Origin of the sequence: Amycolatopsis sp. NPDC051061, assembly GCF_040682935.1 — a bacterium.
In the GTDB taxonomy this organism is placed as follows: Bacteria; Actinomycetota; Actinomycetes; order Mycobacteriales; family Pseudonocardiaceae; genus Amycolatopsis.
Genome location: NZ_JBFBBZ010000001.1, coordinates 424,857 through 447,893, shown reverse-complemented (window position 1 = coordinate 447,893; position 23,037 = coordinate 424,857). Strand labels below are relative to the sequence as shown.

The following is a 23,037-nucleotide window of genomic DNA, read 5'->3' as shown; positions in this document are numbered from 1 at the left end:
GCATGAGTTCCGATCCCTACGACTTCGTCATCGTCGGCGGCGGTTCGGCGGGCTGCGCGCTGGCGAACCGGCTTTCCGCGGACCCGTCGAACAAGGTCCTGGTCCTGGAAGCCGGGCGGTCCGACTACAAGTGGGACGTCTTCATCCACATGCCGGCCGCGCTGACGTTCCCGATCGGGTCGAAGTTCTACGACTGGGGTTACCGCAGCGAGCCCGAGCCGCACCTGAACCGCCGCCGCATCTACCACGCGCGCGGCAAAGTGCTCGGCGGGTCCTCCAGCATCAACGGGATGATCTTCCAGCGCGGCAACCCGCTGGACTACGAGCGCTGGGCCGGCGACGCGGGAATGTCCACTTGGGACTACGCGCACTGCCTGCCCTACTTCAACCGCATGGAGAACTGCCTCGCGGACGCTCCCGACGGGCAGTGGCGCGGGCATGACGGGCCCCTCGAACTCGAGCGGGGCCCGGCGTCGAATCCCTTGTTCCAGGCCTTCTTCGACGCCGCCGAGCAGGCGGGTTACCCGCGCACCGACGACGTCAACGGCTACCGGCAGGAAGGCTTCGCGGCCTTCGACCGCAACGTCCGGAAAGGACGGCGGCTGTCGGCGGCGGGCGCCTACCTGCACCCGGTGGAGAACCGGCCCAACCTCACGGTGAAGACGCACGCGTTCGTGTCGCAGATCCTCTTCGAGGGCACGCGCGCGATCGGCGTCGAATACGCCGAGGGCCGGGGCATGCCGGGCGAGGTGTACGGCAAGGAGATCATCCTCTGCGGCGGCGCGATCAACAGCCCGCAGCTGCTGCAGCTCTCCGGCGTCGGCAACGCGGCCGACCTGGAGAAGCTCGGCATCGACGTCGTGAAGGACCTGCCGGGCGTCGGCGAGAACCTCCAGGATCACCTGGAGGTGTACATCCAGTACTCCTGCAAGCAGCCGGTGTCGATGCAGCCGTCGCTCGCGAAGTGGAAGCGGCCCTTCATCGGCGCGCAGTGGCTGTTCCTGCGGTCCGGGCCGGCCGCGACGAACCACTTCGAGGGCGGCGGCTTCGTCCGGTCCAACGACGAGGTGAAGTACCCGAACCTGATGTTCCACTTCCTGCCGGTGGCGATCCGCTACGACGGTTCGGCGCCCACGGAAGGCCACGGCTACCAGGTGCACGTCGGCCCGATGTACGCCGACACGCGCGGCACGGTGAAGATCACTTCGACCGACCCGCGGCAGCACCCGGCGCTCAAGTTCAACTACCTGTCCACGGAGAACGACCGTCGCGAATGGGTCGAGGCCGTGCGGGTGGCGCGGAAGATCCTCAACCAGTCCGCGCTGGAGCCGTACAACGGCGGGGAGATCTCGCCGGGACCGTCGGTCGACACGGACGAGGAGATCCTCGACTGGGTCGCCAAGGACGCCGAGACCGCGCTGCACCCGTCGTGCACCGCGAAGATGGGCGTGGACGAGAAGTCCGTCGTCGACCCGCAGACCATGCGGGTGCACGGCACCGAGGGCCTGCGCGTCGTCGACGCGTCGGTCATGCCCTACATCCCCAACGGCAACATCTACGCGCCGGTGATGATGACCGCCGAGAAGGCGGCCGACCTCATCCTCGGCAACACCCCGCTGGCCCCGATCAAGACGCCGTTCTACCGGCACGGGGAGAACTAGCCCGGACGTCGCAGCGCCCGTACCGCCATCCTCGGTACGGGCCTTCGGCATGCCCGGAATACCCGTTACCGGGTAACGAAACTACCGGGGCGTACCCCCTTGACGACGCTCTTCAGGGGACTCAGACTTTGTTGCGGATCACAGTTGATGTTCCCCAATGCGCAACAGTCTCGGAGGACTCATGATTCGCGCATGCACCGTGGACGAGCTGCCCCCGGGTGAGTCCGTCCGGATCCCGGGGCCGCCCGCCATCGCGGTGTTCAACACCGAGGACGGGGAGCTGTACGCCATCGACGACACGTGCACCCACCAGGACGCCTCCCTGGCCGACGGCTGGCTCGAAGGCTGCTTCGTCGAGTGCCCGCTGCACGCGGCGCTGTTCGACCTGCGCACGGGCGTGCCGAGCTGCCTGCCGGCGAAGGAGCCGGTGCGCACGTACTCGGTCGTCGTCGACGAAGGCGTCATCTACGTCCAGGGCGTGGCTCGCGAGGACGCGGCGTGAAGCGCGTCGCGGTCGTCGGCGCTTCGCTCGCCGGGGTCCGCGCCGCACAGGAGCTGCGCGCGCAGGGCTACGACGGCGGTGTCGTGCTGATCGGCGACGAGCCGCACCTACCCTACGACCGGCCGCCGCTGTCGAAGGCGTTCCTCGCCGGGACGGCGTCGGCCGCTTCGCTGGAGCTGCTCGACGCGGGGGACCTCGCCTCGCTGGCTTTGGACTTCCGGCTCGGCGTGCGAGCCACGGCTTTGGAGCCCGCTGCGCGTCGAGTGCTGCTGTCGGACGGCGGATCGGTGCACGCGGACGGCGTCATCATCGCGACCGGCGGCCGGGCGCGCACCTTGCCGGGCTTCGAAGACGCTTACCCGCTGCGGACGATCGACGACGCTCTCGCGTTGCGCGCGGCTTTGGTGCCCGGGGTTCGCGTGGTGATCGTCGGGGCCGGGTTCATCGGGGCCGAGGTGGCCTCGACGTGCCGTTCGCTGGGGCTCGACGTGGTCGTCCTGGAAGCTTTGCCTGCACCACTCGCACCGGTCCTGGGGCCCGAGCTGGCGGCCGTCTGCGCCCGGCTGCACGCCGAGCACGGCACGGACCTGCGCTGCGGCGTCCGGGTCGAAGGCATGTCCGCGGCCGGCGTCCACCTGGCCGACGGTTCGCTGGTGCCGGCCGACGTGGTCGTGACGGGCGTCGGCATGACCCCGGCGACGGAGTGGCTGGCCGGGTCGGGGTTGAAGGTCGGCAACGGCGTCTGCGTGGACGCGGGCCTGGTCACGGAGCTGCCTTCGGTGGTCGCGGTCGGCGATGTGGCCCGGTACGGGGGACGGCGGCACGAGCACTGGACGAACGCGTCGGAGCAGGCGCCGGTCGCGGTGGCCAACCTGCTGGCGGGGCGGACGTCGCGCACGTACACGCCCAGCGGGTATGTGTGGTCGGACCAGTATTCGGGGACGTTGCAGCTGGCCGGGCACCCGCGTCCGGGCGACGCTTTGACGTTCGTCGACGGCGATCCGTCGTCGTCATCGTTCGTGGCTGTCTGGGAGCGCGACGGCTCGACGGTCGGAGTGTTCGCGCTGAACAACGCAAAGCTGTTCAACCGCCTGCGTCGTCCGCTTCGCCTTCCGGCGGCCGTCTGAAAGTCTCAACCGGGGTTTCAAAGATACGCTTCACCCACATGGAGCTGACTCTGGACGAGCTGCGGGCCTTGACGGGCTGGGCCGCCGACTGCGCTTCGCGGGCGCTGCCGCTGTACGAGTCGCGGGTCCCCGGCGACCCCCGCCCGGCTTCGGCGATCTCGGCGGCGCGAGAGTTCGCTTCGGGCGCTGCGCGCACGAAGCTGCTTCGCACGGCGGCGTGGGCCGCGCTTGCGGCCGCCGGCGCGACTTCCGACCCGGTCGCTTCAGCCGCCGCCCGCGCGGCAGTCGCCGCGGCGGGAGCGGCCTACCTGCACCCGTTGGCGTCGCCGCACCAGGTGAAGCACATCGTCGGCCCCGCGCAGCAGACGGCGTTGGCGTACGAACTCGCCGACGGCGACGCCTCAGCCGAGATCAGCTGGGCCCTCGACCACGCACCACCCGAGGTGCGCGAACTCCTGCGCCGCTTCCCACCCGGCAAACCAGGCAAATCCCGCCTCGGCGAGCTACACCGCCGCCTGGAGTCGGCCCTCCGCGGCTGAAAGCCGTGAAGGCCTCCTTACCGGCTCTTATGGCCGTGAAGGAGGCCTTCACGGCTTTGGGGCTAGAGGGCGAGCTCGTCGAGGTCGGACTCCAGCCGCGCTCGCCAGGTCCAGCGACGCTCGGTCGTGTCCGCGTCGTCGGAAGCCGGCGGGCCCAGCGGCAACGCCGGGTCCACGATCCCGAACGTCACCCGGTACGCCAGCACCGCCGCCGCCGTCCGGATCCACGCGTCTCCCGCGGCACCGACCGGTGGCGCCACCCCCAACGCGTGGCCGAACCACGTCGGCAGCAGCGCGTTCGAGCCCAGCGCGTCCGTGATCCGGGTCCGCAACCGCACCTGCAGGTCGTGCCACGCTCGCTCGGCGCGCTCCAGCTGGGGCACGATCCGCGCCTCGACCGCGTCCGCCTCGCGCAACGCCAGCCGCGCCTGGTCCGCCGCCGAAGTCGCCGCCGGGATCTCCTCGTCCAGCAGCGTCCGGCGCCGCGTCGACAACGCCCGCAACGACGAATCCGCGTCCCCTCGGGCCCGGGAGGCGCGGTCCGTCGAAGCCAGGACGCGCATCACTTCCAGCAGGTCGGCATCGCATCGGGACCACGCCGCGTGCACCGACGAAAGGCGCGAGATCTCCTCCTCGTACCGCGCCCGCTGCTCCTTCGTGACCAGCTCCTTGTGCAGGTCGTCCCAGCGCGCCGCCTCCGCCGCGAGCGCCCGGGTCTCCGCGCCGACGTCGTCGAGGTTCACCTGGGGCACGCCGTCCGACACGCGGACCGCGCGCTCCAGGGCCTGCACCTGCTGCTGCAGCCGGTCCAGCTGCCGGCCGAGCAGGTCGATGCGGTCTTCCTGCCGGCGCCCGCCACCACTTTCGAGCCGTTCGGTCAGGTCGGCGACGTCTTGGCGCGCGCGGTCGTCGGACTCCTCGACGGCCGCGCGCAGCCCGTCGACCGCCGCGAACAGCTCGTCGAGGTCGCGCCGCGTCTCGTCGACGGGCTCTTCGTAGTCGGCCGAGAACTCGGGGTCGTCGCCGTAGGTCGCGTAGCCGTGGCTCATGGGATCCGGCTTTCCCGCCACAGCAGCCCGCACGTGGCCGCGACGCCCAGCGCCATCAGGATCGTGCAGACGACCGCCCCGGACCACGGAATCAGCGCCAGCACCAGCAACCCGGCCGTGACGCTGCCCGCCCACGCCGCCCGCGTCCGCTCGCGGATGACGTCGCCGACGCGCCGGACCGGCCCGAAGCCGATCCACGCTCCCGCCGCGAACAGGGGGACGAGCGCGAGCAGCCACACCGGCGACAGCACGTCGAACAGCACCAGCGCCGCGGCCGCCAGCGGCACCAGCACCGGCGCGGCCGCGAAGTAGACGACCGCGCGCTGGGTCGCCGCGTGCCGCGACTCGAGCTCGGCGTTCGCGAGCCGGTGCTTCGCCTCGTCGAACGCCACCTCGGAGTCGAGCAGCCGGTGGGCCGTCGCGACGAGCCCGTCCATCGCCTCGACGTCGGCGGGCGGGGTCGCCAGCCCGTCCCGCAGGTCCTGCTTGAGCCGGCCCACGCGTGCTTCCGCCTGGTCCCGGTCGTGCTGGGCTGGAGTCGTCACGCGAACACTTTAAGTGCCACGACCATCACCACCGGCCAAATGCGCGCGGTGAGTCGTTACAGGTCGCCCAGCGCCGTGACCGGCGATTCGACGCAGTCCGCGACGAACCGCAGGAACCCGCCCGCCGTGCCGCCGTCGCAGACGCGGTGGTCGAACGCCAAGGTCAGCTCGCAGACCTTCCGCACCGCCAAGGCCCCGTCGACCACCCACGGCCGGTCGATGATCCGGCCGATGCCGAGGATCGCGGCCTCGGGGTGGTTGATGATCGCGGCCGAGCCGTCGACGCCGAAGACGCCGTAGTTGTTCACGGTGAACGTGCCGCCGGTGAGGTCCGCGGGTGCGAGCTTGCCGTCGCGCGCGGTGCGGGCGCGGTCGCCGATCGCCGCCGACAGGTCCCGGGTGGACAGCGCGCCGGCGTCCCGCACGACCGGCACGACCAGCCCGCGGTCGGTCTGCGCGGCGAAGCCGAGGTGGATCTCGTCCAGCAGGACGATCTCGTCGCCTTCGACGCGCGAGTTCAGTTCGGGGAACTTGCGAAGCCCCGCGACGGCGAACCGCGCGATCAGCCCGAGCAGGCTGACCGGCCGGTCCGACCCGGCGTTCAAGGCCGCGCGGGCGGCGACCAGCTCGGACGCGTCGACGTCCACCCAGACCGTGGCTTCGGGGATCTCGCGCCGGGACGTCGTGAGCTTGTCGGCGACGGCCTTGCGGATCCCCGTCAGCGGGATCCGCTTGCCCTTCGCGATGGGCTTCTTCAGCGCCGCCTCGACATCCGCGCGACGGATGATCCCGTCCGGGCCGGTCGGGGTGAGCCGAGCGAGGTCGATCCCGTTGTCCGAAGCCAGCTTCCGGACGAACGGCGAGATGACGCCGGGCGCCTTGGCCTTCACCGGAGCGGCGGGAGCTTCGACGCGGCGGACGCGCTTGCGCCGCGTCGTGGGCGCGGTGCCGTACCCGATCAGGACGTTGCCGCTGCCGGAAGACGTCGTGACGCCCGGCTCGGCGAACCCGCCGACGGACAGCAGCGGCGCGCCGACCGGCAGCAGCTGCCCCGGCTCGCCGTGCAGCGCGGACACCACGCCGGCGAACGGCACGGGCACCTCGACCGCCGCCTTCGCCGTCTCGACCTCGACGACGATCTGGTCGACCTTGACCGTGTCGCCGACGGTGACGTGCCAGGTGAGGATCGCCGCCTCGGTCAGGCCCTCGCCGAGGTCCGGCAGCAGGAAGTCAGGCACCGGCCACCACCGGGGTGTCGGCCCACTGCAGGCGCGCGATCGTGTCGAGGATCCGGTCGACGTCCGGCAGCATGTGGCGCTCGAGCTTCGGCGCCGGGTACGGGATGTCGAGCCCGGTCACGCGCAGCACCGGGGCGTGCAGCTGGTGGAAGCACTGCTCGGTGACGCGCGCGACGACCTCGGCGCCGTAGCCGCCGAAACCGGCGGCCTCGTGCACCACGACGGCCCGCCCGGTGCGGCGCACCGACGCCGTCACGGTCTCGTCGTCGAACGGGCTCAAGGAACGCAGGTCGACGACCTCGACGTCCCAGCCCTCGGCCGTCGCGGCTTCGGCGGTTTCCAGCGCGGTGGCGACCATCGGGCCGTACGCGATGAGGGTGACGTCCTTGCCTTCCCGGCGGACGACCGCCTGGTCCATCGCCGGGCCGCTGCGCGTGAAGGAGACTTCTTCGCCGGACCAGTAGCGGGCCTTGGGTTCGAGGAAGACGACCGGGTCCGGCGACTCGATGGCGTCGCGGAGCAGGTCGTAGGCGTCCTGCGCGGTGCCCGGCGTGAGAACGCGCAGGCCCGGCGTGTGCGTGTAGTACGCCTCGCTGGAGTCGCAGTGGTGCTCGACGCCGCCGATGCCGCCGGCGTAGGGGATGCGGATCACCATCGGCAGCGAGAGCGCGCCGCGGGTGCGGTTACGCAGCTTCGCCACGTGCGAAGTGATCTGCTCGAACGCGGGGTAGGCGAAGGCGTCGAACTGCATCTCGACGACCGGGCGGAAGCCGCCCATCGCCATCCCGACGGCGAACCCGACGATGCCGGACTCCGCCAGCGGCGTGTCGAAGCAGCGGTCCTCGCCGAAGTCGGCGGTGATGCCGTCGGTGACCCGGAAGACGCCGCCGAGCGTGCCGACGTCCTCGCCGAACACGAGCACCCGGTCGTCGTCCTTGAGCGCGTCCCGCAGGGCCGCGTTGAGCGCCTGCGCCATCGTGGTCGTCATCAGGCCTCCAGTTCGGCCGCGACCATGGCCCGCTGGCGCTGCAGCTGGCGGGTCGGCTCGGCGTAGACGTGGTCGAACAGCGACATCGGGTCCAGCTCGGCGTCGGCGTTCAGGACGTCGCGGACCGACTGGGCGAACTCTTCGGCTTCGGCGTGGCAGAGCTCGATTTCGTTTTCGGTCAGGTCGTCCTCGAGGTAGGTCTCGAGCCGCTTGAGCGGGTCGGCTTCGCGCCACTTCGCGACTTCGTCCGCGTCGCGGTAGCGGGTGGCGTCGTCGGCGTTGGTGTGGGCGTCGATGCGGTAGGTGTGGGCCTCGACGAGGACCGGGCCCTTGCCTTCGCGCGCGTGCTTCACGGCGTCGTCGAGGACTGCGAGGACCGCGACGGCGTCGTTGCCGTCGACCTGCTCCGAACGCATGCCGTAGCCGATCCCCTTGTACGCCAGTGCGGGCGCGGCGCTCTGCTTCTCGAAGGGGACGGAGATCGCGTAGCGGTTGTTCTGCACGAAGAACACGACGGGCGCCTTGAAGACGGCGGCGAAGTTGAGCGCCTCGTGGAAGTCGCCTTCGCTGGTGGCGCCGTCTCCGATGAGCGCGAGCGCGACGGCGTCTTCGCCGCGTCGCTGCATCGCGTGCGCGAGACCGGCGGCGTGCAGAGTCTGCGTCGCGAGCGGAGTGCACTGGGGCGCTACGCGCACTTCGGTGGGGTTGTAGCCGCAGTGCGCGTCGCCGCGAAGCAGCGTCAGGACTTCGCCGGGCTTCAGGCCGCGCGCGACGAGCGCGACCGAGTCGCGGTAGGTGGGGAAGAGCCAGTCGTTGTCCTGGAGCGCGAGCGCGGCGGCGACCTGGCAGGCCTCCTGGCCGGCGCTGGACGGGTAGACGGCGAGGCGGCCCTGCTTGGTGAGGGCGGTCGCCTGGACGTCGAACCGGCGGCCCAGGACCATCAGCCGGTAGGCGGCTTTCAGGCGGTCTTTCGTGGGCTCGGCGTACCCGCCGTGCTGGTCGGCGCGCGTCCCGTCCTCGGCGACGAACCGCACCGGCGACGCGGACGGCAGCAGGGTTTCCGCGGCCATGACGCACACCACCTCTCGCAGACATATGATGCTGAAATGGTCGTTCTTGGTGATCGTGTGTTCAAGGGTTCGCGGAAATGAGCGACAAACAGTCTCGTTCGGGGCCTTCCGGTGACCAATCGTCTTTCTCGGCCTCGGCTGTCGGGGCCCTGCCGGGACGAACGGTCCCGGCCCTGGACGAGGTCGACCGGGCGATGCTGGCGGAGCTGTCTTCGGACGGCCGCCTGGCGGTCCGGGCGCTGGCCGAGAAGCTGCACATCTCGCGCACGAACGCGTACGCGCGGCTGGAGCGCCTGATGGCGGAGGGCGTGATCACGGGCTTCGGCGCGCGGATCGATCCGCGGCGGGCGGGCCTGGGCACGTCGGCGTACATCATGGTGACGGTGGAGCAGACGTCGTGGCGCACGATGGCGACGGACCTGCACGAGATCCCGTACGTCGACCACGTGGCTCTGGTGGGCGGCGACTTCGACATCCTGCTGCTGGTCCGGACGCCGGACAACACGACCCTGCGCGACGTGGTCCTGGAGCGGCTGCAGGCCCTGGAGGGGGTCCGCTCGACGCGGACGTGGCTGATCTTCGAGGAGCTACCGGGCTCGATCCTCGCCTGACGCCGTGTCGACCCCCCAATCACGCGAGATGCCCCTCCAATCACGCGAGATGCCCCTCTGATCACGCGAGTTCCGGCTCCGAGCACGCGAGTTCCGGCTTCGATCACGCGGCCTGGGCCACCTTGCGCGGCGCGAGGGGGTCGGCTCGCGTACCCGGAGGGTCGGCTCACGTGCCTGGAGGGTCGGCTCACGTGCCTGGAGGGTCGACTCGCGTGATCGAAGGGTCGACTCGGCGCTGCACTGAGCCGAACGTGCACCCGAGGATCACCCGCACGGACGCATCCTCGCGACCGCCGGGCAAAACCCGTGCCCGGCAGTGCCCTTGACCTTCACCGGACCACCCGCTAGGCGTGGCCACCCTCCCGGCGACTCTTATTTTATGTCGAGAATTAACTTGCGTCCCAACCACCCCAAACTATTGACGCCACCCCCGCACCCCGGTGAGGATCGGCCGGTCCGCCGCCGTTCACCGCAGAATGGACCAGACCATGGCCAGAAGATCACGCGCGTGGTCCCGTGCGCGCCGAAGTTCGCTCGTCACGTTGATGAGCCTGAGCCTGCTCGGCGGGGTCGCCACCGCGACGCCGGCCCAAGCAGACGCACCGGCCCAGCCCGTCATCGGCCAGCCCGCCAAGGACAAGAACGGCTGCGCCAAGATCGAGAACAGCCTCCCCACCCTGGCCGACTGGCCCAAGGTCGACAGCCGGCTCAAGGGCAAGGCCGGCGACGAGGCGCGCATCGCCCAGATCCTCAAGGGCATGACCCTCGAGGAGAAGGTCGGGCAGATGACGCAGCCCGAGATCACCTCGATCACCCCGGACGAGGTCCGCCAGTACGCCATCGGCACCGTCCTCAACGGCGGCGGCGCGTGGCCCGGCGGCAACAAGCACGCCACCCAGCAGGACTGGCTGAACCTCGCCGACGCCTACTGGAACGCCTCCAAGACCAGCCGCACGAAGATCCCCGTCATCTGGGGCATCGACGCCGTGCACGGCAACAACAACGTCTACGGCGCCACCGTCTTCCCGCACAACATCGGCCTCGGCGCGGCGCACGACCCGTGCCTGGTGCGCGACGTCGCGGGCGCCACCGCCCGCCAGGTCCGCGCCACCGGCCAGGACTGGGCGTTCTCGCCGACGCTGGCCGTCGTCCAGGACGACCGCTGGGGCCGCACCTACGAAGGCTTCTCCGAGGACCCGCGGATCACCCGCTCCTACGGCTACGAGGACATCAACGGCCTCCAGGACGGCGCCACCAGCCGCATCGGCTACAACGGCGTGATCGCCACCGCCAAGCACTTCATCGGTGACGGCGGCACGATCAAGGGCCAGGACCAGGGCGTCAACCCGTCGTCCGAGGCCGACATGATCAACATCCACGGCCAGGGCTACTACGGCGCGCTCGCCGCCGGCTCCCAGACCGTGATGGTGTCGTTCAACAGCTGGACCAACCCGGACCTCGGCATCAACGAGGGCAAGCTGACCGGCAGCAGCAAGGCGATGAACGAGATCCTGAAGGGCAAGATCGGCTTCGACGGCCTGGTCGTGTCCGACTGGAACGCCATCGGCCAGGTCCCCGGCTGCACCAACTCCTCGTGCCCGCAGGCGATCAACGCCGGCATCGACGTCGTGATGGTGCCCGCCGACTGGAAGGCGTTCATCACCAACACCGTCGCGCAGGTCACCAGCGGCCAGATCCCGATGTCGCGGATCGACGACGCCGTGACCCGCATCCTGCGTGTGAAGATCCGTGACGGCCTCTTCGAGTCGCAGAAGCCGTCCGACCGCTCCTACGCCAACTCCGACGACGCGCTGAAGGACAACTGGCTGGCCCGCGACGCGGCCCGCGAGTCGCAGACGCTGCTGAAGAACAACGGCAACGTGCTGCCGCTCAAGCCGAAGTCGAAGGTGCTGGTCGTCGGCAAGAGCGCCGACAACATCTCGAACCAGACCGGCGGCTGGACGCTGAGCTGGCAGGGCACCGGCAACACCAACGCCGACTTCCCGAACGCCACCTCGATCCTGACCGGCATCAAGCAGGACCTCGGCGACGCGAACGTCACCTTCGACGCGACCGGCACCGTGGACCCGAAGGGCTACGACGCCGTCATCGCCGTCATCGGTGAGACGCCGTACGCCGAGGGCGTCGGCGACCTGACCCGCAAGACCCTCGAGGCGTCGAAGCTCTACCCCGAGGACCTGGCCGTGCTGGACAAGGTCAGCGGCAAGGGCACCCCGGTCGTCACCGTCTACGTCGGCGGCCGCCCGCTGTACATGAACAAGGAGATCAACCGCTCGGACGCGTTCGTCGCGGCCTGGCTGCCCGGCACCGAGGGCGGCGGCGTCGCCGACATGCTGGTCAAGGGCAAGGACGGCACCGGCTACCAGGGCACGCTGTCGTACTCGTGGCCGAAGAGCGCGTGCCAGTCGCCGCTCAACCCGTGGTCCCCGGACTACGACCCGCTGTTCAAGCTGGGCTACGGCCTGAAGTCGGGCCAGCGCGTCACCATCGGCCAGCTGGACGAGACGCCGGGCCCGGCGACCTGCGGGTCCACCGGCGGCGGCGGGACGGCGACCGAGGACCTGTCGATCTTCGACCGGACCGACGTCGCGCCGTACAAGAGCTTCATCGGCTCGGCTTCGAACTGGGGCGGCACGGAGATCGGCGCGGACGGCACGGCCGACCACCCCGAGATCACCACCGTCCCGACCGACGTCAACGTGCAGGGCGACGGCCTGAAGACGACCTGGACCGGCACGGGTGCGGCCCAGCTGTACCTGCAGAACCCGGCGGGCACGGACGATCTGCGCAGCTACCTGAACGCGGACGGGGCGCTGGAGTTCGACACGGTCGTGCAGCAGGCACCGGTCAACCGGACGGTGATCAGCATGCACTGCGTCTACCCGTGCTTCTCCGAGGTGAACGCGACGAAGCTGTTCACCGACCTGGCGGGCGGCGCGAAGACGACGGTCAAGATCCCGTTGTCCTGCTTCAACAACGGGCTGGACTTCGAGCACATCAACACGCCGTTCCTGGTCTACACCGACGCCGCGTTCCAGGCGTCGTTCGCGAACGTGCGCTGGGTCCCCAACGGGGCGAAGGATCCTGATGCGAGACCTTGTTCGAGTTTGACCTAGCACCAAGGTATCCGGCCGGGCCGGGAGCGCGAAGCTCCCGGCCCGGCTTACGTTCCGGCGTTCATCGCCACGCTCAGCGCGCGTTCGGACAGCTCCGAGCGCGTCAGGCGCGCCACCACCCGGCCCCGCTGGAACACCAGCACCCGGTCGCACAGCTCGCACAGTTCCGCCAGGTCCGTCGACGCCAGCACGACCGGCTTCCCCGCCGCCGCCAGCTCCGCGATCACCGCGTGCATCTCGGCTCGCGCGCCGACGTCGACACCGCGGGTCGGGTCGTCCAGCACCAGCAGCAGGGGGTTGGCCTCAAGCCACTTCGCGAAGACCACCTTCTGCTGGTTGCCACCGGACAGCGTGGCCACGAGGTCATCCGGGCCGCCACGGATCCGCAGCCGCTCGATGTGCCGGCGGGCGGCCGCGCGGTGGGTTTCGCGGCGCAGCCACCAGCCACCGCGGCCGGCTCCGAGCCAGGTGGCGGCGCTGGTGTTGCGCCACACGGGCTGATCGAGCATCAGGCCGTAGCGCTTGCGGTCGCTCGGGACGAACGCGATCCCGGCCCGGACCGCGGCGCGGACCGAACGCGGCGCGGGCCGGCCCCCGATGTGGATCCGGCCGTGGCCCGGCGGCCGCCCGGACAGCGCGGCGAGGACTTCGAGGTGTCCCGCACCTTGCAGGCCGGCCAGACCGACGATCTCCCCTTCCGCCACGGCGAAGGCGGGTTCCTCGACCACGACCGCCGGCGGCCGGTGCCGCGGTGGCGGCCGCTCGGCGACGGGAGCGAGTGCGCGATCCCCCAGCATCGCCGCGACCACGCCGTCCAGGTCCACCGACTCCGTCTCGACGCCGTCCAGCACCACGTGGCCGTCGCGCAGCACCGTGATCCGCGAAGCGATCCGCAGCACCTCCTCGAGGAAGTGCGACACGTACAACACCGCCACCCCGCGCGCGACGAGCCGCCGCAGCACGCCCATCAGCCGCGTCACGGCCTCGGCGGGCAACGCCGACGTCGGCTCGTCCAGGATCAGCACCGCCGGGTCCCGCAGCAGCGCCCGTCCGATCTCGAGCAGCTGCTGGTCGGCCAGCGTGAGCGAACCGGCCCGGGCGTCCAACGGCACGTCGAGTCCCAGCTCCGCCAGCACCGGCGCCGCGCGCGAAGCCAACCGCCGCCGGTTGAGCAGGAACAGGTTCTCCAGCACCGTCAGGTCCGGGAACACCGCCAGCTCCTGCGCCACCAGCGCGACCCCGCGGCCGACCGCATCGCGAGCGGAAGAGAACGCCACCGGCGAGTCGCCGAGCGACAGCGAGCCCGCGTCCGGCCGGAGCACCCCGGACAGGATCTTCACCAGCGTCGACTTGCCCGCGCCGTTCTCCCCCACCACCGCGTGCACTTCACCGGGTGCCAGCCTGATGTCCACTTCGGACAGTGCGGTGACACCGCCGTAGCGCCGGGTCAGGCCGGTGGCGCGGAGCACGTCAGCGGGCCTCGGTCAACGGGCGCACCAGGCCCGCCGGGTTCGCCAGCAGCCGGTCGATCTCGGGCTTGTAGAAGTCGTACGCCGCCTGCGGAGTCAGCTGGCGCTTGAGCACCACGTCGATGTTCGACGAGTCGACGACCAGGCCCGGCGTCTTCAACCAGCCCTGCGGGAGCGGCTTCTTGTCCTTCACCGAGCGGATCAGCAACGCGGTCACGACGTAGCCCTTGAGGAAGTGCTCGGGGTCGATGGTGACGAAGTCGAGGCCGTCCTTGACCCCCTGCAACGTCTTCGCGTCGACGTCGGCGCCCGCGACGAGGTACTTGCCGCTCTCCGTCTGCTTGATCTTCGCGAGGTCGTAGCTGTCGGCGTCGCCGACGCCGAGGAACGCCAGCGCCGACGGATTCGCGTGCACCAGCGCGGACCACGCGCCGTAGTTCTGGTTCGGGTCGCTGTAGGTCTGGAACGGGCCGAGCACCTTGATCCCGGGCGCCTTCGCGGTCAACGTCTCCTCGATGCCGCGAGCGCGGTTGTCCAGCACCGGCGTCCCCGGGTTGGGCACGCCGACCACGACCGTGCCGGAAGGGTTGGCCGGCAACCGCTTCAGCAGCTCCTGCGCCAGCTGCGCGCCGAGGTCGTAGTTGTCGTTGCCGACGTAGAAGGTGACCTTGCTGCCGTCGGTCGGCGCGGTGTCGAGCGCGACCACCGGCACCCCGCGGTCGATCGCGGTCGCGGCCGGCCGGGTGAAGATCGGCGGGTCGAGGTTCATCAGCACCACGCCGTCCGGGTTGGTCTGCGTGAGGTTGGTGAACAGCTGCTGCTCGGCCGGGCCGTCGGTGTTGGGCGGTCCGACGGCCTTGAAGTCGACACCGCCTTCGTGCTGCGCCGCCATTTCGGCCCCTTCGACCATCTCGTGGGCGAAGTTGAGGCTGATGTTCGCGACGGCGATGCCCATCTTCAGCTGACCGCCCGAACCGGAGCCGCCGGAGCTACCGCAGGCGCTCAGCGTCAGGCACGTGATCAGGATCAGGACCGGGGTGCGTTTCATGGTTCCTCCTCGAGCGAGGGAACAGGCCGTGGCCGCGTGTGCGGCGCAGCACGCTGTCGAAGGCGACGGCGACCAGGATCACCGCGCCGGTGGCGAACGTCGTCCAGTTGATCGGCACCTGCAGGAACACCAGGCTGGCCGCGACGGTGGTGAGGATGAGGTTGCCGAGCATCGCGCCGGGCACCGAGCCGCGCCCGCCGGCGAGCGGGGTGCCGCCGATGATGCACGCGGCGATCGCGGTCAGCTCGTAGCCGTTGCCGACGGTCGGATCGCCCGCGGTGAAGAACGCCAGCCCGAGCACGGCCGCGACCCCGCCCATGAACCCGGACAGCCCCAGCGCGGCGATCCGCGTCCGGGCGATCGGCAGGCCGCTGAACTCGGCGGCGTCCGGGTTGGACCCGACGGCGCGCACCCGCGCCCCGAACCGGGTCCGGGTGAACACCACCGTGAGCGCGATCGTCGCGACCAGCAGCACCCAGACCGACGTCGGCACGCCGGCCAGCTCACCGCCGAGCACGGTGAAGAACGCGTGGTCCAGGGGCATGCCGCTGATCTGCTTGCCGTCGGCCAGCGCGAGCGCGGCGCCGCGGAAGAGCAGCGCGGCGGCCAGGGTGACGATGAACGACGGCAGCCGCAGGTACGTCGTGATCGCGCCGTTGAGGCAGCCGAGCACGGTCGCGACCACCAGGATCGCCGGCAGCGCGAGCCACGGCGACCAGCCGTCGCGGATCAGCACGGCGCCCAGCACGATGCCGAGCGCGTACTGCCCGCCCAGCGAGAGGTCGACCTCGCGCATCGCGAGCGGGAACACCATTCCGCAGGCCATCAGGCCGACGTAGACCGAGCTCTGCGCGGTCGACAGCAGGTTGATCGGGCGCAGGAAGTCGGGGTGCGCCAGCCCGACCACGCCCACGAGGACGGCGAGGACCAGGACGACGCCGAGCTCGTCGCGCAGGACGTGGCGGTACCACGGACGCGGGGCGGTGTCGGCGGACATAGCCGCGAAGGTCACCAGGCGGCCGCGGGTTCGGCAAGACGCGCGTTTCGGTGGGTGAAACGGTGACCTTGTCGCGACCCGGCACCGGCCGCCACGCTGCCCGCCATGCCGCTCACCAGCCGGGTCGCCGTCGTGACCGGAGCCGCGCGCGGGCTCGGCCAAGAGTTCGCCGTCACCCTCGCCGGGCTCGGCCACCGCGTGGCCGGCTGGGACGTGGAGAACCAGGCCGAGACGTCCGCGCGGGTGGTCGCCGCGGGCGGGGAGTTCCTGCCGGTGACGGTCGACGTGACCCGCCCCGTCGCCGTCGAGGCCGCGGTGGAACAGGTGGTGGACGCCTTCGGCGCGCTGCACATCGTGGTGAACAACGCCGGCATCTACCCGCCGATCGCGTTCGAAGAGACCACTGTGGACGATTGGCGCGACGTCATGCGGCTGAACCTGGAGGGCCCGTTCCTGGTGACGCGGGCCGCGCTGCCGCACCTGCGGGCCGCCGGCTGGGGCCGGGTGGTGAACATCGTGTCGGCGGTCGTCTTCCTCGGGCCGCCGGACCTGGTCGCGTACACGACGTCGAAGGCGGGCCTGGTCGGGTTCACCCGCGCGCTGGCCAACGCGGTCGGCGCGGAAGGCATCACGGTGAACGCGATCTCGCCGGGCTTGACGTCGACGGAGACGGCGGCGCGGACGACCGGTGCCGGTGGCGGGTTCGAGCGCGTCCGGGCGAGCCAGGCGGTGCCGCGCACGGAGAGCCCGGCGGACGTGGTGTCGACGCTGCGGTACGTGTGCGACGAGGGCAGCGGCTTCCTGACCGGGCAGACGCTGAACGTCGACGGCGGGTCGGCGTTCCACTGAGTCCACCGAGGGGGCCGCGTGAACCAGTTGCTGGGCGCCGGTGAGGCGGCCGTCGTGGCGCGGGTCTGCGAGCTGCTCGTGCCTGGCTCGGCCGCCACCCGGCCGGACCGGTACCTCGCCGCGACCCTGCCCGCCCTCGCGCCCGCCGAGGAGGACGCCGTGCACGCCGCGATCGGGGTCATGGCCGGGGTGACGAACCGACCGGCGCTGGCGAGGGTAGCCGGAAGCGCCGCCTTCGACCGGTTCCGCCTGCTGGCGATCGAGGCGTTCTACGGCGACCACACCCCGCCGGGCCGGCGGGGCCCCGACCGGGCCGACGTCCTGGTCGTCGGCACGGGCGGCGGGGCGATCGCCGCGGTGCTGGCCGCGCGGGGGGCCGACGTGCTGCTGCTCGACAGCGGACCCGGCCGCGCCTGTTTCGTGTCCACGACGGATGAGGAGCCGATCGGGCCGTCCACCGCGCCCGGCCCGGCGAAGGCCGAGCGCGCGCCCGCGTCCGACGTCGCGAAGTTCCACGAGCACACCGGGCTGCTCGGCGCGGCGGGCCCGTTCGGGCCGGACGACCTCGAACCGTGGTACGAACGCCCGGTGCCGACGTCCGGGGCACGGGTGCGCCGGCGGCACGATGTCCGGCGCGTCCTGGTCGACACGGCGGGACCGCGCCCGAAGGTCACCGGCGTCGCCTACACGTGCGACGGAGGCGACGGCGTACTGCGCGCCCCGGTCGTCGTGCTCGCCGCCGGCCCGCTCGCGACACCCCGGATCCTGTTGCACACCCACGAAACCGCCGAGATCGACTCACCGTCGGCGCGGTTGACCGGGCGGACGCTGGGCCTGCGCCCGGCCCGGCTGGTGTACGGCCTGCTCGCCCGGTCGCCGGACCCCCACACGGGCGCGGGGTTCGCCGTCGAACCGGCCGCGTTGCCCGGCCCGGTCGCCTTCGCCGCGAGCCTCGTCGACCCCGGGCACCGGCCGCTGTGGGGCGGGCGGCTGGCCGAGGTCATGCGCGGCTATCCGGGCTGGACGGGCCTGCGGGTGCCGGTCACCGACGACAACACCGCCGTCGCCGACCTCGGCGTCGGGGACGCGGTCGTCGTGGGCAAGCGGTTCTCGACGGCCGAGCGGCGACGGCTGGCCGGGGCGCTGGAGTTCGCGGTGGAACACCTGCGCGCGGCCGGGGCCCGGGACGTCGTGTGGAGCGGGCTGTTCGCGGCGCACCCGCAGGGCGGCGCGCCGATGGGCGACGACCCGGCCCGCTCGGTCGTGGGCCCGGACGGGCGATCCCACGACGTCGACGGCCTGTACGTCGCCGACGCGTCGCTGCTGCCGGCCGTGCTCTCGGTGGCCCCGGAACTGACCGTGCTGGCGCTGGCCGCGAAGGTCGCCGAGGCGATCCTGTGACCGCTCGGCTCAGCGACGTTGCCTCCCCGCCCCCACCGGATCATCATCACGGGATGAGCGGCCCGCCGAAGTCCGTGCTCGCCCGCGGCCTCACGCTGCTGGACGCGTTCTCCTACGGCGACACGACGCTCTCCCTCGCCGAGCTGACGGCGCGGACCGGCCTGCCGAAGCCGACGGTCCACCGGCTCGCCGCCGAGCTGGTCGGCTGGGGCGGGCTGGAACGCAGCAGCGGCGGCCGGTACCGGCTCGCCATGAAGCTGTTCGAGCTCGGCCAGCGGGTGCCGCGGCGGCGTGACCTGCGCGAGGCCGCGCTGCCGTACCTGGAGGACCTGTACGAGGCGACCCACGAGAACATCCACCTCGCGGTCCAGGACGGCCCGCACACGCTGTTCCTGGAAAAGGTGAGCGGACGGCGCTCGACGCTGATCGAGTCCGGCGTGGGCGGGAAGCTGCCGCTGCACTGCACCGCGACCGGGAAGGTGTTCCTCGCCCTCGGCTCGCCGGACTACTTCCGCCAGTTCGCCGTCGCCGGGCTGGCGCGCTGGACGCCGCGCACGATCGTCGCACCCGGGCGGCTGCGGCAGGAGCTGTCCCGCGCGGCGGAGAGCGGCTACGGCGTCAACCACGAGGAGTACGAGGTCGGCGTGTCGGCGGTCGCCGCGCCGGTGTTCGACGCGCGGCGCCAGGTGCTCGCGGCGCTGTCCATCACGGGCAACGCGACGAAGCTGGACCTCGACCGGCTGGCCCCGGCCGTGCGGACCGCGGCGCTCGCGTTGTCGCGGGAGCTCGCGCTCGCCCCGGTGCGAAATCCCCTGGATCGAGGCTGAGCGGCGCCGACAGAATGGGGTGATGACCTCCGAAGCGAGCGCGCTGGCCGACGAACTCCTGGACGTCCTGGGCACCTGGGTGCCGCTCGAAGCGACCCTCGTGGGCATCCCCGGCCACGACACCGAACTGACCGACCCCGGCGAGGCCGCCCAGCGGGAGATCCGCGAGCGGGCCGCCGGCATCCTCGCGCGGGCCCGGGCGTCGGAGGACGCCGACCGGGTCACGCTCGGCGTCGTCGTCCAGCAGGCCGAGGCCGTGCTTACCCAGCTCGACGCGCGGGTCGTGGAGTTCACCCTGGCCGACCCGATGTTCGCGACCGGGATCAGCCACCTCTTCTTCCTGCCGCAGCTCACGCCGTCCGGTGAGCGGGCGGAGGAGGACTACCTGACCCGACTGGCGGCGCTCCCCGCGTTCTACGACGCGTTGGCGCAGCGCCAGCGCGACGGGCTTCGCGCGGGACGGACGCCGGTCGACCGCATGGCGCACAACGCGGTCGCGTTCCTGGACCGGTACCTGGCGCAGGCGGAGCTGTTCACCCAGCCGCTGGCCGGCGACCGCGGCGAGCGCCGCGACCGGCTGGTGGCCGAGGTGGTCCGGCCCGCCGTGACGCGCTACCGCGAGTTCCTCGCCACCGAGATCGCCGGGCACGGCCGGCCCGACGACCGGCCGGGGCTGTGCTGGCTCGAAGACGGCGAAGCGCACTACGCGGCGCTGGCGCGCATGCACACGACCACCGACCACACGCCGCAGGAGCTGCACCAGCTCGGCCTCGACGTGCTCGCCGGGCTCGAGGCCGAGTACGCCGAGATCGGCGGCCGGGAGTTCGGGCTGACCGACCCGGCCGACGTCCGCCGCCGGCTGCGGACCGACGAAAGCCTCCGCTGGCGCGACGCCGAGGAGATGCTGGAGACCGCGCGCGCCGCCGTCGCCCGCGCGACCGCCGCGGCGCCGGGCTGGTTCCACCGGATGCCCCGCGCCGAGTGCGTCGTGCGGGCCGTCCCCGAGGCCGACGCGCCGGTCGCCGCCCCGGCGTACTACTTCCCGCCCGCCCTCGACGGCTCGCGCCCGGGCATCTACTTCACGAACACGCACGAGGTGCGCACGCGCGACCGGTTCATCGCCGAGACCGTGGCGTTCCACGAAAGCGTGCCCGGCCACCACTTCGAGACTTCGCTGGCGCTGGAGCGGACCGACCTGCCGCAGCTGCGGCGGATCGCGCCGGTGACCGCCTACAGCGAAGGCTGGGGTCTCTACACCGAGCGGCTCGCCGACGAGATGGGCCTGTTCTCCGGCGAGATCATGCGGCTCGGCATGGTCGCCGAAGATTCGGTGCGCGCCGCGCGGCTGGTGGTCGACACGGGCCTGCACGCCTTGGGCTGGACGCGCGAGCAGTGCGTCGGATTCCTCCGCGCGCGCACCGTGCTGACCGAGGTCGAGGTCCAGTCCGAAACGGACCGGTACATCGAGTCCCCCGGCCAGGCGCTGGCCTACATGACCGGCCGGCTGGAAATCCTGCGCCTGCGCCGGTTCGCCGAGGAGAAGCTCGGGGACGCGTTCGACATCAAGAACTTCCACGAGGTCGTGCTCGGCGGCGGCCCGCTGCCACTGAAGGTACTGGGGGACGTGGTCCGCGCCTGGGTGGGCTAGTGCTGCAGGCCGTAGGACTTCTGGCACGGGTAGCCGTCGTTCGTGGCCGACCAGCTCGCCGGGTAGCCGTTCTGCGCCCAGGCCGAGAAAGCCTGCGGGTAGCTGTAGCCGCGCGCGTGGAGCCACTGGCACGGCGTCTGCCCGGCGGCGGGGGCGATGGCGATCCAGGGCTGCGCGTAGATCCAGCTGGACTGGGCGTACCACTGGCCGCTCGCCGGCGCGTACACCGGTTGCGGCACCACGGCGGTCACCGTCTGCGTCGGCGGGGGTGACACCGTGACGGTCGGGGTGCTCGGTGCCGTGGTGACCACGGTGATCCCGGCGGGGACGGCGTTCCCGGCGACCGGCACCCCGCACGCGGCGAGGGCGAGCACGGCGGAAAGGGCGGCGGTGGCGCGGAAGAGACGCATTTGCTGGCTCATTTCGTCCGGGTCATGTGGCTGCCGGCGAGAATGCCGCCGGAAACGGTGTAGGTGCCGGAAAACGTCCGCGTACTGCCGTCGGTCTGGACGGCGGACAGCACGACCGAAACCGTGCTCCCCCGGACGCCGGTGACGGTCACCGTGTCCCACGCCGTCGTCGCGAAACCGTCGGCGTACTTGGCGAACCCGCCGCCGCCGGCGATGCGGCTGCCGCCGAGCGACCACGCCGTGGCGAAGTCGCGGCGGTTGATCGCGTCGTAGTACGCGATGACCGTGCGTGCCTCCGCGGTGTCCGCCGGTGCGACGTACGCGGGCGGTTGCTGCACGTACACCGTCTGCGGCGCCGCGGGTACGGCGATCACGGCCGTGCTGGTCGTCGGCGCCGGCGGCGCGGCGACCGGTACGGGCACGCCGACGACCGGCGTTCCACAAGCGGCAACGCTCGCCGAGACCACGGCGGCGACGAGAATTCGGGCGGCTTTCATGGGAATCAACTTCTTCCGTCTCCGCTCCCTGGAATCGGCCGCCCGGCCGGATTCGCAACGGATTCCCGAGAACGCGACACAAGCGTTACCAATCCGGCCAAAAGCAGGCGGACACGTTTCTCAGCCGATCAGCACAAGGCGCCGGTTTCCGCCGTGGCCGTGGCCGGATTGGTAATTAACGGCACAGTACCCGGTTGAATTCAGCCGTTCTGCCGCACGATGTCGTGAGCCGTCATCGCGGCGGCCAGGTGGCGGGCGTCCGCGGGCCGCGTCGCGTCGTAGCCGGTGATCAGCTGGATCCGGCCCAGCCGGTAGGTCAGCGTGTTGCGGTGGATGTTCAACGCCGTCGCCGCTTCGCCGCGGTTGTAGTCCGACGTCACGAACGCGCGCAGGGCGTCGATCAGGTGCGGGTGGTCCTCGAGCGGGGCCAGCACGAGCGCGAGCGCGTCCCGCGCCGGGCCCGGTTGCGCGAGCTGGTACTCGATCGCCAGGTCGGCGAGCCGGTAGAGCCGGGCCGGGCGGCGCAGGTTCTCCGCCAGGGCCAGGATTTCCACGGCTTCGGAGTGCGCGGCGGGGATGTCCGACCGGGTTTCCGCGTGGGCCGCGGCGGCCGTGCAGCGACGGCCGCAGATCTCGTCGACCCGGGCCGCCACGGCGTCGGCCGCGACGCCGGCCGGGACCAGGAGCACCCCGCCGTCACCCTTGAACGTCACCAGGACTTGACTGTCCAAACCGGACCGGACGGCGCGGAAGAGGTCCGTCGCCGCACGGGATCCCGCCGACGCGGGCAGCGCCGGGAGGTGGAACACCACGACGTCGTAGCGCTCCGCCAGCTCGCGGCGGCGCACCGGCCGGCCGGCGAGCAGGCTCGCGGCGAGGTGCTGCCGGTCCTCCCGGTGCTCCCAGTCGAGGTCGTCGCGCTCGCGCAGGTACGCCTGCGCGACGCGGGGCATCACCTCGCCGAGGAAGTCGAGCATCCGGGCGCCCAGCGCCAGGCGGTCACCGTCCACCAGCTCCCACGCCACGCTCGCGGCCAGCGGGTAGATCTTCAGGACGGCGTCCAGCGGCAGGCCGTCGCGGGCGCGTTCGGCGCCCCAGGCGATCGGCAAGGACAGTTCGTCCGGCGTCGGCCGCCGGTCCTCGGCGACCGTGGTCAGGAACAGCTCGAACACCGCGGCCGCGTTGGCGACCAGGTCGCCCTCCAGCACGCTCGCCGGCAGCAGCCGGTACGCCGGGATCTCGGCGGCGCACCGGGCGATCATCGCGGCCGCGATCTCACCCGATCGAGGGAACAGCTCGGCCACCGGATCCATGCCACATTGTCACCATGCACAAACGCCGACGGCAAGTTTCTGCGCGTTCTGCCAGCAGACAGCGTTGATCGACCAGCGCATGCTGTGCATACCAACCAGACGAAGGGACTC

Annotated in this window: 21 protein-coding genes; 10 read left to right on the top strand and 11 right to left on the bottom strand. The window is 71.6% G+C overall.

The window, feature by feature from the left end; all coding sequences use genetic code 11:
- The first annotated feature begins 2 nt into the window (after window positions 1-2).
- The 4 genes from betA (at window position 3) to AB0N03_RS02195 (ending at window position 3,829) form a co-directional block, all read left to right on the top strand.
- Window positions 3-1,661: a choline dehydrogenase gene (gene betA / locus AB0N03_RS02210; protein ID WP_364363970.1), complete on the top strand. Its 1,659-nt coding sequence runs from the start codon at window positions 3-5 to the stop codon at window positions 1,659-1,661.
- Window positions 1,662-1,842: 181 nt separating this feature from the next.
- Window positions 1,843-2,163, top strand: coding sequence for a bifunctional 3-phenylpropionate/cinnamic acid dioxygenase ferredoxin subunit (locus AB0N03_RS02205; RefSeq protein ID WP_364363968.1), 321 nt, complete (start codon window positions 1,843-1,845; stop codon window positions 2,161-2,163).
- Entirely contained in the window at window positions 2,160-3,290 is a 1,131-nt protein-coding gene (locus AB0N03_RS02200; protein ID WP_364363965.1) for an FAD-dependent oxidoreductase, read from the top strand. Before AB0N03_RS02205 ends, AB0N03_RS02200 begins: the two co-directional genes overlap by 4 nt.
- A 38-nt stretch (window positions 3,291-3,328) precedes the next feature.
- On the top strand, window positions 3,329-3,829 hold the full coding sequence (locus tag AB0N03_RS02195; RefSeq protein ID WP_364363962.1) for a putative immunity protein: 501 nt from the start codon (window positions 3,329-3,331) through the stop codon (window positions 3,827-3,829).
- A 62-nt stretch (window positions 3,830-3,891) separates the two neighbouring features.
- Here the strand turns inward: AB0N03_RS02195 and AB0N03_RS02190 are convergent, their stop codons facing one another.
- The 5 genes from AB0N03_RS02190 to pdhA are packed head-to-tail and all read right to left on the bottom strand — an operon-like array spanning window position 3,892 to window position 8,719.
- Window positions 3,892-4,878, bottom strand: coding sequence for a hypothetical protein (locus AB0N03_RS02190; protein WP_364363959.1), 987 nt, complete (start codon window positions 4,876-4,878; stop codon window positions 3,892-3,894).
- A complete protein-coding gene (locus AB0N03_RS02185; protein ID WP_364363956.1) occupies window positions 4,875-5,423 on the bottom strand; it encodes a hypothetical protein in 549 nt (182 codons plus the stop codon). The genes AB0N03_RS02190 and AB0N03_RS02185 overlap by 4 nt, the downstream gene beginning before the upstream one ends.
- A 56-nt stretch (window positions 5,424-5,479) precedes the next feature.
- Window positions 5,480-6,661: a dihydrolipoamide acetyltransferase family protein gene (locus AB0N03_RS02180; RefSeq protein ID WP_364363953.1), complete on the bottom strand. Its 1,182-nt coding sequence runs from the start codon at window positions 6,659-6,661 to the stop codon at window positions 5,480-5,482.
- The gene (locus tag AB0N03_RS02175) at window positions 6,654-7,649 is read right to left on the bottom strand and encodes an alpha-ketoacid dehydrogenase subunit beta (protein WP_364363950.1); all 996 of its coding nucleotides are present in this window, start codon (window positions 7,647-7,649) and stop codon (window positions 6,654-6,656) included. The genes AB0N03_RS02180 and AB0N03_RS02175 overlap by 8 nt, the downstream gene beginning before the upstream one ends.
- Window positions 7,649-8,719, bottom strand: coding sequence for a pyruvate dehydrogenase (acetyl-transferring) E1 component subunit alpha (gene pdhA, locus AB0N03_RS02170; RefSeq protein ID WP_364363947.1), 1,071 nt, complete (start codon window positions 8,717-8,719; stop codon window positions 7,649-7,651). Before pdhA ends, AB0N03_RS02175 begins: the two co-directional genes overlap by 1 nt.
- Before the next feature lie 149 nt (window positions 8,720-8,868).
- Here pdhA and AB0N03_RS02165 point away from each other — a divergent pair, with 149 nt between their 5' ends.
- Together AB0N03_RS02165 and AB0N03_RS02160 are read left to right on the top strand one after the other, a co-directional pair.
- A complete protein-coding gene (locus tag AB0N03_RS02165) occupies window positions 8,869-9,330 on the top strand; it encodes an Lrp/AsnC family transcriptional regulator (RefSeq protein WP_364364265.1) in 462 nt (153 codons plus the stop codon).
- Window positions 9,331-9,875: 545 nt separating this feature from the next.
- Window positions 9,876-12,467: an exo 1,3/1,4-beta-D-glucan glucohydrolase gene (locus AB0N03_RS02160; protein WP_364364262.1), complete on the top strand. Its 2,592-nt coding sequence runs from the start codon at window positions 9,876-9,878 to the stop codon at window positions 12,465-12,467.
- A gap of 47 nt (window positions 12,468-12,514) precedes the next feature.
- Here AB0N03_RS02160 and AB0N03_RS02155 read toward each other — a convergent pair whose 3' ends face one another.
- Genes AB0N03_RS02155 through AB0N03_RS02145 form a run of 3 tightly spaced genes read right to left on the bottom strand, consistent with a single transcriptional unit; the run spans window position 12,515 to window position 15,981 of the window.
- Window positions 12,515-13,936: a sugar ABC transporter ATP-binding protein gene (locus AB0N03_RS02155; protein WP_364363944.1), complete on the bottom strand. Its 1,422-nt coding sequence runs from the start codon at window positions 13,934-13,936 to the stop codon at window positions 12,515-12,517.
- A gap of 1 nt (window position 13,937) precedes the next feature.
- Window positions 13,938-14,984, bottom strand: coding sequence for a sugar ABC transporter substrate-binding protein (locus tag AB0N03_RS02150; RefSeq protein WP_364363941.1), 1,047 nt, complete (start codon window positions 14,982-14,984; stop codon window positions 13,938-13,940).
- Window positions 14,926-15,981 (bottom strand): ABC transporter permease, encoded by a 1,056-nt coding sequence (locus AB0N03_RS02145; protein WP_364363938.1) that lies wholly within the window; start codon window positions 15,979-15,981, stop codon window positions 14,926-14,928. The genes AB0N03_RS02150 and AB0N03_RS02145 overlap by 59 nt, the downstream gene beginning before the upstream one ends.
- Window positions 15,982-16,086: 105 nt before the next feature.
- Here AB0N03_RS02145 and AB0N03_RS02140 point away from each other — a divergent pair, with 105 nt between their 5' ends.
- Genes AB0N03_RS02140 through AB0N03_RS02125 form a run of 4 tightly spaced genes read left to right on the top strand, consistent with a single transcriptional unit; the run spans window position 16,087 to window position 20,706 of the window.
- Entirely contained in the window at window positions 16,087-16,830 is a 744-nt protein-coding gene (locus tag AB0N03_RS02140) for an SDR family oxidoreductase (protein WP_364363935.1), read from the top strand.
- Between the two features lie 18 nt (window positions 16,831-16,848).
- Window positions 16,849-18,231, top strand: coding sequence for a GMC oxidoreductase (locus AB0N03_RS02135; protein ID WP_364363932.1), 1,383 nt, complete (start codon window positions 16,849-16,851; stop codon window positions 18,229-18,231).
- 53 nt (window positions 18,232-18,284) lie between these two features.
- Entirely contained in the window at window positions 18,285-19,058 is a 774-nt protein-coding gene (locus AB0N03_RS02130; protein ID WP_364363929.1) for an IclR family transcriptional regulator, read from the top strand.
- A gap of 22 nt (window positions 19,059-19,080) precedes the next feature.
- Window positions 19,081-20,706: a DUF885 domain-containing protein gene (locus AB0N03_RS02125; RefSeq protein ID WP_364363926.1), complete on the top strand. Its 1,626-nt coding sequence runs from the start codon at window positions 19,081-19,083 to the stop codon at window positions 20,704-20,706.
- On the opposite strand, the gene AB0N03_RS02120 is transcribed toward AB0N03_RS02125, so the two are convergent.
- The 3 genes from AB0N03_RS02120 to AB0N03_RS02110 all read right to left on the bottom strand — a co-directional run bounded on the left by AB0N03_RS02120 (window position 20,703) and on the right by AB0N03_RS02110 (window position 22,926).
- Window positions 20,703-21,116: a hypothetical protein gene (locus AB0N03_RS02120; RefSeq protein WP_364363923.1), complete on the bottom strand. Its 414-nt coding sequence runs from the start codon at window positions 21,114-21,116 to the stop codon at window positions 20,703-20,705. The two genes, AB0N03_RS02125 and AB0N03_RS02120, sit on opposite strands and share 4 nt — an antisense overlap.
- Window positions 21,117-21,124: 8 nt before the next feature.
- A complete protein-coding gene (locus AB0N03_RS02115; RefSeq protein ID WP_364363920.1) occupies window positions 21,125-21,613 on the bottom strand; it encodes a hypothetical protein in 489 nt (162 codons plus the stop codon).
- 200 nt (window positions 21,614-21,813) lie between these two features.
- Complete coding sequence (locus AB0N03_RS02110; RefSeq protein ID WP_364363918.1) at window positions 21,814-22,926, bottom strand: helix-turn-helix domain-containing protein; 1,113 nt, start codon at window positions 22,924-22,926, stop codon at window positions 21,814-21,816.
- Between the last annotated feature and the right edge of the window lie 111 nt (window positions 22,927-23,037).